Annotated in this window: 13 protein-coding genes, 2 tRNA genes and 2 rRNA genes; 10 read left to right on the top strand and 7 right to left on the bottom strand. The window is 56.1% G+C overall.

Translation table 11 applies throughout. From position 1 onward, the window contains the following. Positions 1 to 79 precede the first annotated feature (79 nt). The 4 genes from RE418_RS02045 (at position 80) to dkgB (ending at position 4,389) form a co-directional block, all read left to right on the top strand. Positions 80 to 2,987: ribosomal RNA gene (locus RE418_RS02045) — 23S ribosomal RNA — on the top strand. A 99-nt stretch (positions 2,988 to 3,086) separates the two neighbouring features. Then, positions 3,087 to 3,202: ribosomal RNA gene (gene rrf / locus RE418_RS02040) — 5S ribosomal RNA — on the top strand. Between the two features lie 94 nt (positions 3,203 to 3,296). Beyond that, positions 3,297 to 3,373 (top strand) — tRNA-Asp (locus RE418_RS02035). Positions 3,374 to 3,585: 212 nt separating this feature from the next. Beyond that, positions 3,586 to 4,389 carry a 2,5-didehydrogluconate reductase DkgB gene (gene dkgB / locus RE418_RS02030; protein WP_043135486.1) on the top strand — a complete coding sequence of 268 codons (804 nt, stop codon included), beginning with the start codon at positions 3,586 to 3,588 and terminating at the stop codon, positions 4,387 to 4,389. A 47-nt stretch (positions 4,390 to 4,436) separates the two neighbouring features. Here dkgB and yafC read toward each other — a convergent pair whose 3' ends face one another. Continuing rightward, the gene (gene yafC / locus RE418_RS02025) at positions 4,437 to 5,324 is read right to left on the bottom strand and encodes a DNA-binding transcriptional regulator YafC (RefSeq protein ID WP_025301648.1); all 888 of its coding nucleotides are present in this window, start codon (positions 5,322 to 5,324) and stop codon (positions 4,437 to 4,439) included. 105 nt (positions 5,325 to 5,429) lie between these two features. Between yafC and RE418_RS02020 the strand changes: the two genes are divergently transcribed. Continuing rightward, positions 5,430 to 6,605 carry an MFS transporter gene (locus RE418_RS02020; protein ID WP_043135492.1) on the top strand — a complete coding sequence of 392 codons (1,176 nt, stop codon included), beginning with the start codon at positions 5,430 to 5,432 and terminating at the stop codon, positions 6,603 to 6,605. A gap of 262 nt (positions 6,606 to 6,867) precedes the next feature. After that, positions 6,868 to 7,641 (top strand): endonuclease/exonuclease/phosphatase family protein, encoded by a 774-nt coding sequence (locus tag RE418_RS02015; protein WP_033634121.1) that lies wholly within the window; start codon positions 6,868 to 6,870, stop codon positions 7,639 to 7,641. A 52-nt stretch (positions 7,642 to 7,693) separates the two neighbouring features. On the opposite strand, the gene mltD is transcribed toward RE418_RS02015, so the two are convergent. Both mltD and gloB read right to left on the bottom strand, forming a co-directional pair. Continuing rightward, positions 7,694 to 9,076, bottom strand: coding sequence for a murein transglycosylase D (gene mltD / locus RE418_RS02010; protein ID WP_089181660.1), 1,383 nt, complete (start codon positions 9,074 to 9,076; stop codon positions 7,694 to 7,696). Positions 9,077 to 9,147: 71 nt separating this feature from the next. After that, positions 9,148 to 9,903, bottom strand: coding sequence for a hydroxyacylglutathione hydrolase (gene gloB / locus RE418_RS02005; protein WP_043135494.1), 756 nt, complete (start codon positions 9,901 to 9,903; stop codon positions 9,148 to 9,150). 44 nt (positions 9,904 to 9,947) lie between these two features. Between gloB and RE418_RS02000 the strand changes: the two genes are divergently transcribed. Further along, complete coding sequence (locus RE418_RS02000) at positions 9,948 to 10,667, top strand: class I SAM-dependent methyltransferase (protein WP_025301652.1); 720 nt, start codon at positions 9,948 to 9,950, stop codon at positions 10,665 to 10,667. On the opposite strand, the gene rnhA is transcribed toward RE418_RS02000, so the two are convergent. Next, positions 10,664 to 11,131 carry a ribonuclease HI gene (rnhA, locus tag RE418_RS01995; RefSeq protein WP_033649910.1) on the bottom strand — a complete coding sequence of 156 codons (468 nt, stop codon included), beginning with the start codon at positions 11,129 to 11,131 and terminating at the stop codon, positions 10,664 to 10,666. The two genes, RE418_RS02000 and rnhA, sit on opposite strands and share 4 nt — an antisense overlap. 72 nt (positions 11,132 to 11,203) lie before the next feature. Between rnhA and dnaQ the strand changes: the two genes are divergently transcribed. Together dnaQ and RE418_RS01985 are read left to right on the top strand one after the other, a co-directional pair. Further along, complete coding sequence (dnaQ, locus tag RE418_RS01990) at positions 11,204 to 11,947, top strand: DNA polymerase III subunit epsilon (protein ID WP_038871384.1); 744 nt, start codon at positions 11,204 to 11,206, stop codon at positions 11,945 to 11,947. Positions 11,948 to 12,092: 145 nt separating this feature from the next. Then, a tRNA-Asp gene (locus RE418_RS01985) sits at positions 12,093 to 12,169 on the top strand. A 106-nt stretch (positions 12,170 to 12,275) separates the two neighbouring features. On the opposite strand, the gene RE418_RS01980 is transcribed toward RE418_RS01985, so the two are convergent. Beyond that, positions 12,276 to 14,516 carry a TonB-dependent siderophore receptor gene (locus RE418_RS01980; RefSeq protein ID WP_089180572.1) on the bottom strand — a complete coding sequence of 747 codons (2,241 nt, stop codon included), beginning with the start codon at positions 14,514 to 14,516 and terminating at the stop codon, positions 12,276 to 12,278. Positions 14,517 to 14,742: 226 nt separating this feature from the next. Here RE418_RS01980 and RE418_RS01975 point away from each other — a divergent pair, with 226 nt between their 5' ends. Beyond that, complete coding sequence (locus tag RE418_RS01975; RefSeq protein WP_089180573.1) at positions 14,743 to 15,621, top strand: siderophore-interacting protein; 879 nt, start codon at positions 14,743 to 14,745, stop codon at positions 15,619 to 15,621. 88 nt (positions 15,622 to 15,709) lie between these two features. On the opposite strand, the gene RE418_RS01970 is transcribed toward RE418_RS01975, so the two are convergent. Then, positions 15,710 to 16,483: an amidohydrolase gene (locus RE418_RS01970; RefSeq protein ID WP_043135508.1), complete on the bottom strand. Its 774-nt coding sequence runs from the start codon at positions 16,481 to 16,483 to the stop codon at positions 15,710 to 15,712. Continuing rightward, the gene (locus RE418_RS01965; RefSeq protein ID WP_025301658.1) at positions 16,471 to 17,631 is read right to left on the bottom strand and encodes a pyridoxal phosphate-dependent aminotransferase; all 1,161 of its coding nucleotides are present in this window, start codon (positions 17,629 to 17,631) and stop codon (positions 16,471 to 16,473) included. Before RE418_RS01965 ends, RE418_RS01970 begins: the two co-directional genes overlap by 13 nt. Positions 17,632 to 17,786: the final 155 nt, after the last annotated feature.

Here is a 17,786-nt window from a genome sequence, read left to right as displayed (position 1 = left end):
TATTGGGATGAAGAGTAACCTGTCATAGAGTCTCTCAAATGTTTGCAGCACGAACGATGGAAACATCTTCGGGTTGTGAGGTTAAGTGACTAAGCGTACACGGTGGATGCCTAGGCAGTCAGAGGCGATGAAGGGCGTGCTAATCTGCGAAAAGCGTCGGTAAGGTGATATGAACCGTTATAACCGGCGATACCCGAATGGGGAAACCCAGTGTGTTTCGACACACTATCATGTCATGAATACATAGTGGCATGAGGCGAACCGGGGGAACTGAAACATCTAAGTACCCCGAGGAAAAGAAATCAACCGAGATTCCCCCAGTAGCGGCGAGCGAACGGGGAGGAGCCCAGAACCTGAATCGGCTTGTGTGTTAGTGGAAGCGTCTGGAAAGTCGCGCAGCAAAGGGTGATAGCCCCGTACACTAAAATGCACAGGTCGTGAGTTCGATGAGTAGGGCGGGACACGTGACATCCTGTCTGAATATGGGGGGACCATCCTCCAAGGCTAAATACTCCTGACTGACCGATAGTGAACCAGTACCGTGAGGGAAAGGCGAAAAGAACCCCGGCGAGGGGAGTGAAATAGAACCTGAAACCGTGTACGTACAAGCAGTGGGAGCACCTTCGTGGTGTGACTGCGTACCTTTTGTATAATGGGTCAGCGACTTATATTTTGTAGCAAGGTTAACCGTATAGGGGAGCCGTAGGGAAACCGAGTCTTAACTGGGCGATTAGTTGCAAGGTATAGACCCGAAACCCGGTGATCTAGCCATGGGCAGGTTGAAGGTTGGGTAACACTAACTGGAGGACCGAACCGACTAATGTTGAAAAATTAGCGGATGACTTGTGGCTGGGGGTGAAAGGCCAATCAAACCGGGAGATAGCTGGTTCTCCCCGAAAGCTATTTAGGTAGCGCCTCGTGAACTCATCTTCGGGGGTAGAGCACTGTTTCGGCTAGGGGGCCATCCCGGCTTACCAAACCGATGCAAACTCCGAATACCGAAGAATGTTATCACGGGAGACACACGGCGGGTGCTAACGTCCGTCGTGAAGAGGGAAACAACCCAGACCGCCAGCTAAGGTCCCAAAGTCATGGTTAAGTGGGAAACGATGTGGGAAGGCATAGACAGCCAGGATGTTGGCTTAGAAGCAGCCATCATTTAAAGAAAGCGTAATAGCTCACTGGTCGAGTCGGCCTGCGCGGAAGATGTAACGGGGCTAAACCATGCACCGAAGCTGCGGCAGCGACGCTTAGGCGTTGTTGGGTAGGGGAGCGTTCTGTAAGCCGTTGAAGGTGGCCTGTGAGGGTTGCTGGAGGTATCAGAAGTGCGAATGCTGACATAAGTAACGATAAAGCGGGTGAAAAGCCCGCTCGCCGGAAGACCAAGGGTTCCTGTCCAACGTTAATCGGGGCAGGGTGAGTCGACCCCTAAGGCGAGGCTGAAAAGCGTAGTCGATGGGAAACAGGTTAATATTCCTGTACTTGGTGTTACTGCGAAGGGGGGACGGAGAAGGCTAGGCTAGCCGGGCGACGGTTGTCCCGGTTTAAGCGTGTAGGGGGTGTGACCTGGTAAATCCGGTTGCATACTAACCCTGAGGCGTGATGACGATGCACTACGGTGCAGAAGTAGTTGATGCCCTGCTTCCAGGAAAATCCTCTAAGCATCAGGTAACATTAAATCGTACCCCAAACCGACACAGGTGGTCAGGTAGAGAATACCAAGGCGCTTGAGAGAACTCGGGTGAAGGAACTAGGCAAAATGGTGCCGTAACTTCGGGAGAAGGCACGCTGGCATGTAGGTGAAGTCCCTTGCGGATGGAGCTGAAGCCAGTCGAAGATACCAGCTGGCTGCAACTGTTTAATAAAAACACAGCACTGTGCAAACACGAAAGTGGACGTATACGGTGTGACGCCTGCCCGGTGCTGGAAGGTTAATTGATGGGGTCAGCCGCAAGGCGAAGCTCTTGATCGAAGCCCCAGTAAACGGCGGCCGTAACTATAACGGTCCTAAGGTAGCGAAATTCCTTGTCGGGTAAGTTCCGACCTGCACGAATGGCGTAATGATGGCCAGGCTGTCTCCACCCGAGACTCAGTGAAATTGAACTCGCTGTGAAGATGCAGTGTACCCGCGGCAAGACGGAAAGACCCCGTGAACCTTTACTATAGCTTGACACTGAACATTGAGCCTTGATGTGTAGGATAGGTGGGAGGCTTTGAAGCGTGGACGCCAGTCTGCGTGGAGCCATCCTTGAAATACCACCCTTTAATGTTTGATGTTCTAACTCGGCCCCATAATCTGGGGTGAGGACAGTGTCTGGTGGGTAGTTTGACTGGGGCGGTCTCCTCCCAAAGAGTAACGGAGGAGCACGAAGGTTAGCTAATCACGGTCGGACATCGTGAGGTTAGTGCAAAGGCATAAGCTAGCTTGACTGCGAGAGTGACGGCTCGAGCAGGTACGAAAGTAGGTCTTAGTGATCCGGTGGTTCTGAATGGAAGGGCCATCGCTCAACGGATAAAAGGTACTCCGGGGATAACAGGCTGATACCGCCCAAGAGTTCATATCGACGGCGGTGTTTGGCACCTCGATGTCGGCTCATCACATCCTGGGGCTGAAGTAGGTCCCAAGGGTATGGCTGTTCGCCATTTAAAGTGGTACGCGAGCTGGGTTTAGAACGTCGTGAGACAGTTCGGTCCCTATCTGCCGTGGGCGTTGGAAGATTGAGAGGGGTTGCTCCTAGTACGAGAGGACCGGAGTGAACGCACCACTGGTGTTCGGGTTGTCATGCCAATGGCATTGCCCGGTAGCTAAGTGCGGAAAAGATAAGCGCTGAAAGCATCTAAGCGCGAAACTTGCCTCAAGATGAGTCTTCCCTGGGCCTTTAAGGCCCCTGAAGGAACGTTTAAGACTAAGACGTTGATAGGCTGGGTGTGTAAGTGCAGCGATGCATTGAGCTAACCAGTACTAATGATCCGTGAGGCTTAACCTTACAACACCGAAGGTGTTTTTAGAGAGATTTTCAGCGAAGTTCCGAGATTGGTTCTGATGGCTTCATGGAAGTGAGGCGGTTGGAATGAAACAGAATTTGCCTGGCGGCAATAGCGCGGTGGTCCCACCTGACCCCATGCCGAACTCAGAAGTGAAACGCCGTAGCGCCGATGGTAGTGTGGGGTCTCCCCATGCGAGAGTAGGACACTGCCAGGCATCAAATTAACGTTATCAGTGTGACGACTGGTAATGCGCAAATCGCAAAGCGCGAATTTGCCGGCATCGAGAGATGCAACGTAAAAGAATCGGTGGAGCGGTAGTTCAGTTGGTTAGAATACCTGCCTGTCACGCAGGGGGTCGCGGGTTCGAGCCCCGTCCGTTCCGCCACTTAATTGATAAGCCCTGAGTCTCTGACTCAGGGCTTTTTCATATCTATATTTTGCGATTTTCAGGCCGGAATTGTCCTTCCTTACCGCCTTACTCCCCATATTGTTGCCTTTAGATCAAAAGTCTTATGCCGAACCAGGCGTTTTTGATCAATAAAAAAGTTGCCATAATCTTCCTCATACCACATCTACCCATTAATGAGAGAAAACATTATGAGCATCCCTGCATTTGGTTTAGGTACTTTCCGCCTTCAGGATCAGGTTGTTATCGATTCTGTCAGCACCGCACTCGAGCTGGGCTATCGCACTATTGATACTGCACAGATCTATGAAAACGAAGCGGCTGTTGGCCAGGCTATCGCTGCCAGCGGCGTGAAACGTGAAGACCTGTTCATCACCACCAAGATTTGGATCGCGAACCTGGCGAAAGGCGCGCTGATCCCAAGCCTGCAAGAAAGCCTGAAAAAACTGCAAACGTCCTACGTTGATCTGACGCTGATCCACTGGCCGTCACCCAACGACGAAGTGCCGGTTGCCGAATTTATGGCTGAGCTGCTGGAAGCGAAAAAGCTGGGGCTGACCCGCCAAATCGGCGTATCTAACTTCACCATCGACTTGATGCAGCAAGCGATTGACGCGATTGGCGCCGATGAAATCGCCACCAACCAAATCGAGCTGTCACCGTTCTTGCAGAACCGCAAGGTGGTAGAATTTGCGCAGCAGCACGACATCGCCATCACCTCTTACATGACGTTGGCCTACGGCAAAGCGCTGCAGGACGAAACGATCAAAAGCATTGCTGCTCGTCACAATGCGACCCCAGCACAGGTTGTCCTGGCTTGGGCATTGAAGCTGGGTTATGCGGTTATTCCTTCTTCGACCAAGCGTGAAAACCTGGCGAGCAACCTGTTGGCGCAGCAACTGACGCTGACCGACGAAGATATGGCGCAGATTGCCGCACTGGAGTGCAACGGCCGTCTGGTTAGCCCAGAAGGTCTGGCGCCAAACTGGGATTAATCATTCCTCGCAGTAGTCAGCATAAGGCGTCCATCGGGGCGCCTTTTTTATCGTTTCAGGTATTCACTCACAAAATCAATAAAACTGCGCAGACGGTTGCTGACGGCGCTGTCGCTGTAATAAACCGCGTTGATCGGCATGGCGACCGGCAGTGTCGCTTCCACCAGAATCGGGACCAAATCTCCACGTTTGATATCTTCGTCGCTCATAAAGTCCGACAGGCAGGCGATACCGTTGCCATGCAGACAGAGATGGCGCTGGGTTTCTCCGCTATTGGTCGTCAAGCCTGGGGTGATTTCCAACTGGCTGCCATCTGAGCAAGCCAGTGGCCAGCGGTTCAAGCTGGGAAGGTCGTTGAAGCCGATGCAGCAGTGATGTTCAAGATCTTCTACCGTTAGCGGCGTGCCGTGTTGAGCCAGATAGGCTGGAGAGGCGAGCACATGCCGGTAGCTGGTCATCAGTTTGCGCGCTTTCAGTGTGGAATCGGTCAGTTCGCCTACGCGGATTGCGATATCCACTTTTCGCTCGATCAAGTTGATAAAGTTTTCCGAGGACACCAACGATAACGACATTTCAGGATAACGTTCGCGGAACTCCGCCACTAAAGGCGTCAGCATGTGCAGCACCACCGGCGTTGCCGCGTCGACGCGCAGCAGACCTTGCGGACGCTGGCGGCTTTCCATCAGCGCATTTTCCGCCGCGGCCATATCGTTCAGTACCTTCTGCACCTGGCGAAAGTAATTCTCTCCTTCCTGAGTCAGGCTGATTTGGCGCGTGGTGCGGTTGAGCAACGTCACGCCCAGTTTGCTTTCCAGTTTTTTTACCGTTCGGCTGACTACGGAGTTCGCTTGTTCCAGGCGTTCGGCCGCCCGGCTGAAACTGCCGCTTTCCACTACGGTGACAAAGGTGATCAGCTCGTCTGAGTTTGCTTTCATTTTTGCTCCGATAGCAAAGTTAATTTGAAATTTTGAGCATTTTTATCATTTAAGCATAGGCAGATAATAGCCGTCATCAACTTGAATGCTATTTCGGAGTAAAAAATGCCACTCGCATTACTTGCCTTAACCATCAGCGCTTTTGCTATCGGCACGACCGAGTTCGTGATTGTTGGGTTGATCCCGACTATCGCGGAGCAGATTGGGGTGACCGTACCGTCCGCTGGATTGCTGGTGACTATCTATGCCCTCGGCGTGGCCATTGGCGCGCCGGTGCTGACGGCCCTGACCAGCCGTATACCGCGCAAGCTGCTGCTGGTTGGCCTGATGGTGCTGTTCACTCTCGGTAACCTGCTGGCCTGGCAATCACCCAGCTATGAATCGCTGGTGATTGCCCGGTTGTTGACCGGCCTGGCGCACGGCGTGTTCTTCTCTATCGGCTCCACTATCGCGACGAGCCTGGTGGCGAAAGAGAAGGCGGCTTCCGCCATCGCCATCATGTTTGGCGGCCTGACGGTGGCGCTGGTGACCGGCGTACCGTTAGGGACGTTCATCGGTCAGCAGTTTGGCTGGCGTGAGACCTTCCTGGCCGTTTCTCTGATTGGCGCGGTCGCTACGGTGGCCAGCATTATTCTGGTGCCGAACAATATCAAGAACCAGGGCAGCGCCGGCGTGCGGGAACAGATGAAAGTACTGACCCATCCTCGTCTGCTGCTGATTTACGCAATTACCGCATTGGGATACGGCGGGGTCTTCACGACCTTTACCTTCCTTGCGCCAATGATGCAGGAACTGGCGGGCTTCTCTGCTCCGACCGTGAGCTGGATACTGTTGGCTTATGGTGTCGCGGTGGCGGTGGGTAACATCTGGGGGGGCAAGCTGGCCGATCGCCATGGGGCGGTGCGTGCGTTGAGCTTTATCTTTGCCGCGCTGGCTGTTTTGTTATTGGTGTTTCAGTTTACCGCCAGCCACAGTATTGCCGCTTTGCTGACGGTGATTGCGATGGGTGTGTTCGCTTTCGGCAACGTACCGGGGCTGCAGGTCTATGTGGTGCAGAAAGCCGCGCAATACACGCCAAATGCGGTAGATGTGGCGTCCGGTCTCAATATCGCGGCGTTCAACATCGGTATTGCGCTCGGTTCGGTGATTGGCGGTCAGACCGTCGCCTCACTGGGGCTGGCGCAGACCCCCTGGATTGGCGCGCTGATCGTGGTAGTTGCACTGTTGCTGGTTAGCCTCAGCGGCCGCCTGGATAAAAAGTCTCAGCTGCAAACGGTTTGATACACAAAATCATTGTTGTCTGGCCCGCATTTTGCGGGCCTTTTCGCATTTTTCACCTATTACTCCCTGTCTTTACACAGCTATACCGTCAGAAGATTGAAATCGCTGCAGGTGGCCCCTATAACTGAAAAGGTGATGCCCGCAAAAGCCATGCCCTCTATGCGGGGTAGGCGTATAATCAATTCATCGTTGGCGAGTGTTCATCGCCAGTTTTCATGTTAATGGGTAATAGGCGAATCGCGTGCCGAAACGAACTTATGCAATGAGGTATGTTGCAGGTCAGCCAGTTGAGCGAATCTTTCCTGGCGCCGTTAACCAGCCGTTGCCGCCAGGGGCGGCGCTGCCGACGACCGGCGCCTTGCGCGTTATGGTGTGGAATATTTTCAAACAGCAGCGAGCCGACTGGCTTTCGGTGCTGAAAAACCATGGCAAAGACGCGCAGCTGGTGTTGTTGCAAGAGGCGCAAACCACGCCGGAACTGGTGAGCTACGCTACTGCCAACTACCTGGCGGCCGATCAGGTACCGGCCTTTGTGCTGCCGCAGCATCCTTCCGGCGTGATGACGCTGGCGGCCGCTCATCCTGTTTACTGCTGCCCGCTGCGCGAGCGAGAGCCCCTGCTGCGGCTTTCTAAGTCGGCCCTGATCACCGTTTATCCGCTGTACAACGGTGAACTGTTGATGGTGGTGAACATCCATGCGGTGAACTTTAGCCTGGGCGTCGACGTCTACAGCAAGCAGTTGGGGCCGATAGGCGAACAGATCGCCAGTCACCGGGGGCCGGTGATTATGGCGGGGGATTTCAACGCGTGGAGCCGCAAGCGCATCAATGCGCTGTATGACTTCGCCGGCGAAATGGCGCTGCGCGAAGTGAGCTTCACCGACGATCACCGCCGCAAGGCTTTTGGCCGTCCGCTGGACTTCGTGTTTTACCGCAATCTTGGGGTCGTAGAGGCGTCGGTGCTGGTGACCAGCGCGTCGGATCACAATCCGTTGTTGGTGGAGTTTCATCCGGAGAAAGACTCGCCGGTATGGTGAACCGCAGGTAATAAAAAAGCACCCCGAGGGGTGCTTTTTTTGTGCCGAACATTTAAGTATCCGGCGTCATCTTGTTGCCGACAAACAGGGTCAGCTTCAGACCTGGCTGTAGGTTGCCTTTGGCGAGCGTTGAATTCCAACGCATCACGTCGTTAATATCGACGCCGTGACGACGTGCGATACTGGTGAGCGAATCACCTTTACGAACCTGGTAGGTGATACTGCTGTTACTGCCAGTATTGCTGGCCACTTGCAGGGTTTGCCCAACTTTTATGGCGCTCTTGGCGCGTAAGTTGTTCCAACTCTGCAAATCGCTGGTCTTAACGTTCAGCCGCTTGGCAATGCCCGATAAGGTGTCGCCGGAGCGCACTTTATACGAACTGCCACCGGACAAACCGCTGTTCTTCGCCAACTGCGTCGTTGGTTGAGTCACGGCGATCTGGCCATCGGCCAGCGAGTCTTTCAGCTGATCGGCATGCCCTTTGGGAACCATGATGTAATGGGGCCCGTTGGGTGCCGTAACGCCTTTTTTGTAGCCTGGGTTATACGCTTTCATCTTGGTGACTGAAAGCCCTGCCATCTCAGCCGCCTGAGTTAGCTGGATCTGCTGCCCGACATCGATACGAGCCAGCGCACGGGTTTCATCCGTTTTCGGGAGTTTCACGCCGTATTTCTTGCTGTTCTTGATGATGTCGCTCAGTGCCAGCATTTTCGGGACATAGATTGACGTTTCACGCGGAAGCGACAATGCCCAGAAATTGGTTGGCTTACCCTGGCGTTTGTTTGCCTTCACCGCTTGCATCACGCGGCCTTCACCACTGTTATAGGCGGCTACGGTCAGTAACCAGTCGCCGTTAAACATGCGGTTCAAGCGCTGCATCATGTTAAGCGCAGCGGTTGTCGAGGCGACGACATCGCGTCGACCGTCATACCACTGATTGTTTTTCAAACCATAATTGCGACCCGTTTGCGGCACGATTTGCCATAGCCCTGCGGCGTTGGCACTTGACGTGGCGTGTGGGTCAAAAGCGCTCTCCACTATGGGTAGCAGTACCAGTTCCATCGGCATATTACGTTTCTTAATCTGCCCGACTATCCAGTACATGTACGGCTCTGCCCGTAATGTTACATCGTGGAGATAGCTCTTACTTTTTAAGTACTTTCTTTTCTGATCACGGATCCGGGAATTTTCCGGAACCTCCATCTTCAGCTCGTCGCTAATGAAGTTCCACAGGTCCTGTTGCGCGGCGGGACTGTTGTTATCCAACCACCGCGCCGAGCTCGCTCGGCCATTTGCTGTGTACTCTCCTGCTTCACCATCTTGACCAGCCGAAGACAAACTCTGTGCATGCTGTTCTGGCGCCGGTGCGTCCTGCCTGGACGACTGGCAACCCACTAGCAAGACTGAGGCGAGAAATATCGCTTTAGCCTTCATGTGTGTGTCAATGTAGTTGCTTAAAAGACGAGCAATAATACTTTGCTTCGCCAAATAACACAACTAAAAGCTTAGAAGTTATCTTTCCGCAGGCGTAATTCGGAAAAAACTGAATGAAGGCTTTCTGGTGGTGAATTAAAGCCTAATTTCTTTTGTAAATCAGCGTCATGGCAACGTAAAAACAGGTTAATTTTGCGTTCTAATTGCAACGTGGTCGGCACACTGGCTTGGCCTTTTGCCCTTAACGCTTCAACATGTTGTTGATATGTTTCAATCTCTCGATCTTCCGGCAAAATAGCCCGCGCAAACTTAAGATTAGAAAGAGTATATTCATGCGCGCAGCAAATTAAGGTGTTATCGGGAAGTTGCGCGAGTTGTTGAAATGAGTCGTACATTTGTTTGGCGGTGCCTTCAAACAGCCTGCCGCAGCCGGCGGAGAAAATGGTGTCGCCGCAGAACAGATAAGGGGCACTATAGAATGCCACATGGCCCAACGTATGGCCGGGAACGGCGATAGTCCTGTATTGGCGGCCATCGATGTCAAAGGTGTCGCCGTCGCGGACGATGTGGTTGGCGCCTTTGTCCGCGGTTTCTTGCGGCCCATAGACGACCAGCCCGGGATACTTCGCTACGATTTGCGCCACGCCGCCGACGTGATCGTGATGATGGTGGGTCAGCAGGATCGCCGCCGGCGCCAGCTGCAGGCGCTGCAACGCTTCGAGTACCGGCTGCGCTTCACCCGGATCGACGATAATGCAGCGCCCCTGTCGGTCATCCAATAACCAAATGTAATTGTCCTGGAAGGCGGGAATGCTGATAAGATTCATGGTGTACCTCTCGTTGGCAACGGCTTGAAAGAAGATAATAAATCATGAAACCAGCCCATACTCTACAAAAGCTCACCGGCCCGCAGTCCTGGGCTGAGCTGCCGTGGGGGGAGTACTATCGTGAAGCGCTCGAGCGGCAGTTGCAACCCTGGTGGCCCAAGCTGTTCGGTTTCCATCTGCTGAAGATGGGCATGCTCAGCGCCGAGCTGGCCACGGACAAATGTGCGATTTCCCATCAGGTCAACGTAGGGCTGGAGGGGGACGGGCTGCAGGTGATCGCCGATGCCTATCAACTGCCGTTCGCCGCCAAGTCGGTGGATGCCTGCCTGTTGGCGCATACGCTGTCCTATGCGGACGATCCGCACCGCATGCTGCGTGAGGTGGACAGGATATTGATCGACGACGGCTGGTTGGTTATCAGCAGCTTCAATCCGTTCAGCCTGCTGGGATTGGGCAAGCTGGTGCCCGGGTTGCGTCATCGCCAGCCCTATGTCAGCCGCATGTTTACCCAGATGCGGCTGTTGGATTGGCTCAGCCTGCTGAATTATGAGGTGCTGCATCAGTCGCGTTTTCACGTGCTGCCGTGGCACCGCAAGGGCGGCAAGTTTTTATGTACCCATTTGCCAGCGCTGGGCTGCATGAGCGTGATTGTGGCGCGCAAACGCACCTTGCCGCTAACGCCTACGCCGATGAAACTGGGGGCGAGAAAGCCGTCTCTTAGCCGCGCGGTGGGCGCGACCAAGAGCTATCGCAAGCTGCCTTAGGCTTCCGGTTGGTAACCGACGTCTTCCTGCGTCGGCTTACCGGCCGCTTCGCGCGCCAGCACGTCACAACGTTCGTTCTCCGGATGGCCGGCGTGGCCTTTGACCCATTCCCATTTCACCTCGTGGCGCTGAATGGCCAGATCCAACCGCTGCCACAGATCGACATTCTTGACCGGCTTTTTGTCGGCGGTTTTCCAGCCGCGCTTCTTCCAGTTATGGATCCAACTGGTGATGCCCTGGCGCACATACTGGCTGTCGGTGCTGAGCGTCACGGCGCAGGGCACGGTCAGCGCTTCCAGCGCCACGATCGCCGCCATCATTTCCATGCGGTTATTGGTGGTCAGACGAAAACCCTCGCTGAAGGTTTTTTCCGTTTGCTTATAGCGTAATATCGCGCCGTAGCCACCGGGGCCGGGGTTGCCAAGGCAGGAGCCGTCGGTGAAAATTTCTACCTGTTTGAGCATCTCTGGTAGACTCTTCCTATCAGTTTTATAAAAGCCAAGTCTGACATAAACGAGCGCTGTGAGCACTGCAATATGATCTCTACAACCACCAGACAGATTGTCCTCGATACCGAAACCACCGGTATGAACAAGCTTGGGGTGCACTACGAAGGGCACCGTATCATTGAAATCGGTGCGGTGGAGGTGATTAACCGCCGCCTGACCGGGCGCAACTTCCACGTTTACATCAAGCCGGATCGGCTGGTGGATCCGGAAGCGTACGGCGTACACGGCATCAGCGATGACTTCCTGGCCGACAAGCCGACCTTCGATCAGGTTGCCGACGAATTCCTCGACTTTATCCGCGGCGGCGAGCTGGTGATCCATAACGCGGCGTTCGATATCGGCTTTATGGATCACGAATTCCGCATGTTGCAGCAGGGCATCCCGAAGACCGAGACCTTCTGCACCATCACCGACAGCCTGCTGATGGCGCGCCGCCTGTTCCCGGGCAAGCGCAACAACCTCGATGCCTTGTGCAGCCGTTATGAGATAGACAACAGCAAGCGTACGCTGCACGGCGCATTGCTCGATGCCGAGATCCTGGCGGAAGTCTATCTGGCGATGACCGGCGGTCAGACCTCGATAGCGTTCCAGATGGAAGGTGATACCCAGCAAAACGACGCCGCGCAAGAAATTCAGCGCATCGTCCGCCCGGCGACGGCGATGAAAGTGGTCTACGCCAGCGACGAAGAAGTGAAGGCGCACGAGGCGCGTCTGGATCTGGTGGCGAAAAAGGGCGGCAGCTGCCTGTGGCGCGGTGCGCCGGCCGAGTAACGGCATTTTTGCACGAAAAAAAACGCACCGGATGAACCTTCGTTGAAAAACTGTGCAAACGGTTCATTTGGTGAGAAAAAGGCGTTGACGGAACCGAGAGGCGTCCGTAATATGCGCCTCGTTCCCCCGCAAGAGGGAATGGCGCGGAGCGGTAGTTCAGTTGGTTAGAATACCTGCCTGTCACGCAGGGGGTCGCGGGTTCGAGCCCCGTCCGTTCCGCCACTATTCAGAAGCCCTGAGTTAGCGATAACTCAGGGCTTCGTCGTTTCTGCTCTCGGCAAAACGGTACGGCCCAATGAACGGGGCCGGCAGACCGGCCCCTTATTCCTCAGAACAACACCGAGTAGTTCAAACCGAAGGTGCGTCCACGGCCCTTATAGCTGTACAGCTCAGGCGAGCCGTAGGTCGGGCTGTACAGGATCGGCGCGCGTTGGCCCCAAACGGTGGTGTATTCCTTGTCCAGCAGGTTTTCCACGCTGAAGCTGATTTTCCCTACCGGCAGGGTATAGCTGCCGAGAAAATCGAGGGTGTTGTAGCCATCGATTTTGCGGCCTTGGGTGGAGTTGGCCTTGGTGTAATCGCCGTCGTCCGACACATCGAAGGTTTGCTGCGACTGTAAGCGCAGATTCCAGTCGCCCGGCGCCCAGCCGACATAAGCGGTGACTTTCGATGGGCTGGCGGTATCGACCACCAGCTTCTTCCATTCGCCGTTGACCTTGGTTTCGGAACGGATAACGTTGAAGTTGGTGCCGGCGCTCCAGTCGCTGTCTTCAAAGAAGTAGTCCACCGCGCCTTCCACCCCATAGATGCGCCGCTTATCCGCATTGACGTTAATGGTCATGTCGGTTTTGTTGATAGCGATGCTCTTGTCGGACAGCGAGTAGTAGGCGGCGATTTGCGTGCGCAGGTTATCGCCGGTATAGCGCCAGCCCAGCTCGTAGGCATTGACCTTGATGCCTTCCAGCTTGGAATCGCCGACGTTGACGCTCTTCAACAACTGGTAATGGCCGCCGTTCAACGTGTAGGTGCCGTTACCGTAATATTTGCCCGGATCCGGGATCTCGAAGCCCTGAGAGAAGTTGAACCAGGTTTGCTGGCGCTCGGTCAGATGTGCCAACAGGCCGGCGTTGAACAGCGCGTTGTTGTAGTCGGTTTTCCCGCCCGGTATAGCGTCGGCGGATGTCGCGGCGCCGGTGGCGATCGCCTGCTGCTGGTTATAACCGACGAAGTCGTCGATCTTGTTTTCGGTGTACTGGTAACGCACGCCGCCGCTCAGGGTGAAAATGGGATTAATGTCGTAACTGGCCTGCAGGAACGACGCCAGGTTGCTGGTGGTATAGCTCGGGTAGCGGCCGGTGCTGTAAGCGTTCTCCAGCGTCATGCCGCCGGACTGCTGAGCCTTCGCCAGGTTAAAGAACTGCTGATTGGCGTTGAAGCTTTCATGCTCGGCGTCAATGCCGTAAGTCAGCGTCAGTGCGTCGACAGGTTTGCTGTTTAACGTCAGCTTGCCGCCGTAGAAATCGGTTTTTTGCTGCGAAGCACCAATGCTGTTGACGTAATAGTTCGGCGCTTTGCCCGCCAGCGTCGGGAACGGGTAGAAGGTCAACGTTTCGTCGCGGTAGTAGACCTGCGCCACCAAATCCTGGCCGAGGAAATCAGTGTTGGAATACTGCAGGTTGATCAGGTGGCGTTCGGTACCGGGGATGCGGTCGGAATTTAAGTTACCGCTGTTATATGCCTTGGCGTTGCCCGTCACCGCCGCAAAGTTCTCTCCCAGGAACAGGCCGTGATCGCCGTCGGATTGGCTTTTGTAGTATTGGGTGGTCAGTTGCAGCTGTTGATGATCGTCGATGTTGAGGGTGCCGGTGCCCATGACGTCGAGGCGATCGGAATACTGCAGGCCGGTTTGGGTATTGTCGATCAGTACCTCATTGCCTTTGCCGTCATACCAGCCGCCATAGCGCTGGTAAGAAACGGACAGGCGCCCAGAGGCGTTGTCGTTGCCGCCGCTGACCGCCGCCGCCACGTTCTCGTCGTGATCGTGATGGCCGCCAAAGCCGGTTTTACCGCCGACCTGCAACTCGACCTGCTGTTCCTGTTGCCCTTTTTTGGTGACGATATTGATCAGGCCGCCGGTGCTGCCACCGCCGTACAGCGAGGTCGCGCCGGAAATCACCTCAATATGGTCGATATTGAACGGGTCGATCGAATCCAACTGGCGGCTGTCGCTGCGCGACGAGTTCAGGCGCACGCCGTCAATCATCACCATCATCGAGCGGCCGCGCATATTCATGCCATAGTTGGTACGGCCCTGGCCGCTGACGTCCATGCCGGGGATCAGCTGCGCCAACATGTCCTTGATCTCTTTACCGCCCTGAACCTGCTGTTCGATCTCCTGGCTTTCAATGATCCAGGTAGTCTGTGCCATTTCCGCCGTGCTGCGGTGCGAACGGCTGGCGGAGACCACCATCTGCTCTTCGGTGCCGGCTTTCTGATCCTCAGCCCAAGCCGCCGGCGCAAGCATTGCCAGCAGACAAGGATTCAATACCCAAAGGTGTTTGCGTTTCATCGTTATTTCCTGGTGATATTGTTATTGTATTTTTTGAGAATGATTCTTTTATCAATAACGTTTCTTGTTATCAATAAAATCATGATATGATTTTTTTCGATACATTAACGTAATCAATCAGTTTTATTAACATTTTACCCGCTGCGCGATCGAGCACCCCACGCCGTCAACACGGCAGCCGATCGGCTATACGCGCAAGCGACAGCGTTGCCGGAGAATAGAGAACATGTCCGCCAGCTACAGAATTTTTGATATCACCCTGAAAAGCAAAACGCTGATTTCGCCCTCGCTGGTGCGCTGCGTGTTTGAAGGTGCGGATATTCATCGGATGAAGCTGGAAGCGCCGGACCAGCGCATCAAACTGTTGTTCCCGGCGGCGGACGGCAAGATCACGCCGTTGACCAACGGCCCGGACTGGTACGGCGATTACATGGCGATCCCCAAAGAACAGCGTCCGGTGATGCGCACCTATACGTTGCGTGCGCTGCGCCGCGAGCAGAATCAGATGGACGTCGAGTTCGTGTTGCATGGCGTGAACGGCCCGGCTTCCGCCTGGGCGACCCATGCCGAACCCGGAGACACGATTCAAACGGTCGCCCCCAACGGTGACTTCGACGGCGACAGCGGCGGTTACGAATGGGCGCCGCCGGCGCAGTTGCAACAGGCGTTGCTGATCGCCGATGAGACGGCGGTGCCGGCGGCGATGGCGATTCTGGAACAGCTGGCGCAGCAGGCCAATCCGCCGCGGGTGCAGGCGTTTTTTGAGGTGCCGGTGGCGGGGGATTGCCTGGATTTGGCGCATTTCCCGTTCGCCGAGGTCTACTGGCTGCCGCGTGACGTCGGCCGCCAGCTGGCACACGGTACGCTGCTGGTGGAAGCGGTGCGCCAGCGGGTGGATATCCCCGCATCGGCGTGCGCACAGGCGCAGTCACTGGCGGAAAGCAGCCTGAGCGATGAGGTGCTGTGGGAGCGGGCGGCCGGCAGCAACGCTTTTTATGCCTGGGTGGCGGCCGAATCTTCTGCGGTGAAAACGCTGCGGCGTTACCTGATTGGCGAACGCGATCTGGATCGCTCCACCGTCAACTTCATGGCCTATTGGTGCTGAACGAGCCGTCCTTTTCCGGCATCGGCGCGGAGTCTTTATCTCTCTGCCGAAGATCGACGCGCTAATCGCCGGCTGGGATCGCGTTTAATCAGTCAAGACGCAGAAAGCTGTCGGCATCGCGCCAGGCCGGGAAGGCGCTGCGGTAGCTCTGCAGGGTTTCCAGCGACAGCTCGGCGTCCAGGCGCGTGGCCGCGCCGGGTTCCGCATCCGCCAGGATCTCGCCCTGAGGGCTGATGATTAAGCTGTCTCCGCTGTAGCTCAGTCCGTTAGGATCTTCGCCCACCCGGTTGCAGCCCGCCACATACACCTGATTCTCAATCGCCCGCGCCGTCAGCAGCGTTTGCCAATGGTGGCTGCGCGGCGCCGGCCAGTTGGCGACGTACAGCGCCAGATCGTAATCCTGCTGATAGCGCGCCCAGACCGGGAAACGCAGGTCGTAGCAGATCTGCGGCAGGATGCGCCAGCCGCGCCACTCGAAGATTTCACGCCGGTTGCCGGCCTGGTAATGCAGGTGTTCGCCGGCCATGCGGAACAGGTGGCGTTTATCATAGGCATGCACCTGGCCGCCCGGCTCTACCAGCAGGAAGCGGTTGACCGCGCCTTCGGGCGTTTTCAGCGCCACGCTGCCGCCGATTAACGCGTGGCTTTTCACCGCCCAACTGCGCAGCCAGTCGATCACCTGCTGTTCGGGCAGGGCGCTCTCGCCGGCATCCATGGCAAAACCGGTGGTGAACATTTCCGGCAAAACGATGAGATCGCGCCCGGCGATCGGCGCCAGCAACGCGTCGAAGGCGGCCAGGTTAGCGAGGCCGTCGCGCCAGACCAGAGGTTGCTGCAACAGGGTAATTTTTAAAGTCGACATAACCGCTCCGCAGCTGCATCCAGCGTGGCGTCCTGTTTAGCGAAGCACAGCCGGATCAATTTATGGGGGAAAGGATCGGCACAGAAGACCGACAGCGGAATGGCCGCCACGCCCACGTGCTCGGTTAACCAATGGCAGAACGCCACATCGTCCAGATCGGAGATGGCGCTGTAGTCCGCCAGCAAGAAGTATGTACCCGCGCAGGGTAAAATTTCCAGTCGGCTGCGCGCCAGCGCCTGCACAAAGCGATCGCGCTTGGCGCGATAGAACGCCGGCAACTGCCGCCAGTGCTCCGGCTCGGCACGCAGGCTATCCGCTAGCGCCAGCTGCGCCGGGGTGTTGACCGAAAAGGTCAGGTATTGATGCACCTTGCGCACCTCGGCGCTCAGCGCGGCGGGCGCCACGCAGTAACCCACTTTCCAGCCGGTCATGTGGAAGGTTTTACCGAAGGAGGACACCGCGATCGCCCGTTGGCGCAGCTGCGGGTGGGCCAACACGCTGGCGTGGCCGCCTTTGGCGAAGCAGATGTGTTCGTAGACTTCGTCGCTGAGCACGTAGATTTCGCGTTCTGCAATGGCGTGCCACAGCTGCTGCATATCTTCCGCCTGCCAGGCGGTGGCGGACGGGTTGTGCGGCGTGTTGACGATCACCAGGCGGGTGCGCGGCGACAGCGCGGCGGCGAACCGTTGCCAATCCACGGCAAACGCGGGCGGCTGCAGGGCGAGGCGTTTGAGTACGCCGCCGGCCAGCGTCACCGCCGGCGCATAGCTATCGTAGCTGGGATCGAAGCAGACCACCTCATCGCCGGGGCGCACCAGCGCGCTGATGGCGGCGAACAGCGCTTCGGTGGCGCCGGCGGTGACGGTCACTTCAGCAGCGGCGTCCGGCAGCCAGCCATACAGCTCGGCGGTTTTGTCGGCGATGGCTTCGCGCAGCGGCGCCACCCCGGTCATCGGCGCATATTGGTTGGCGCCCTGGGCGACGTGCCAGGCCAAGCGTTCTTTCAGGTAGTCCGGCCCGTCGAAATCAGGGAAGCCCTGAGACAGGTTGATCGCCTGATGCTGCTGCGCTAGCGCGCTCATTTGGGTAAAGATGGTGGTGCCCAGGGCAGGCAGTTTACTTTCGGGAATCAATGCGGAAGTGCTCATAGCAGGTGAATACTCCAGGCGCTTATATTGCCGTCAATATAACACGATGCTAGTATTTGGCAATCAAGACGCTTAGATGGCTAAATGCGAAAAAGTGCTTAGCCCGCCACGCGGCAGGCAAAGTTTCATCTGCCGGCCGCCTTACCGAACGGGAA

The sequence above is a fragment of the Serratia sp. szju genome (genome assembly GCF_044594185.1).
Lineage (GTDB): Bacteria > Pseudomonadota > Gammaproteobacteria > Enterobacterales > Enterobacteriaceae > Serratia > Serratia bockelmannii.
This window is presented reverse-complemented; position numbering and strand designations above follow the sequence as displayed.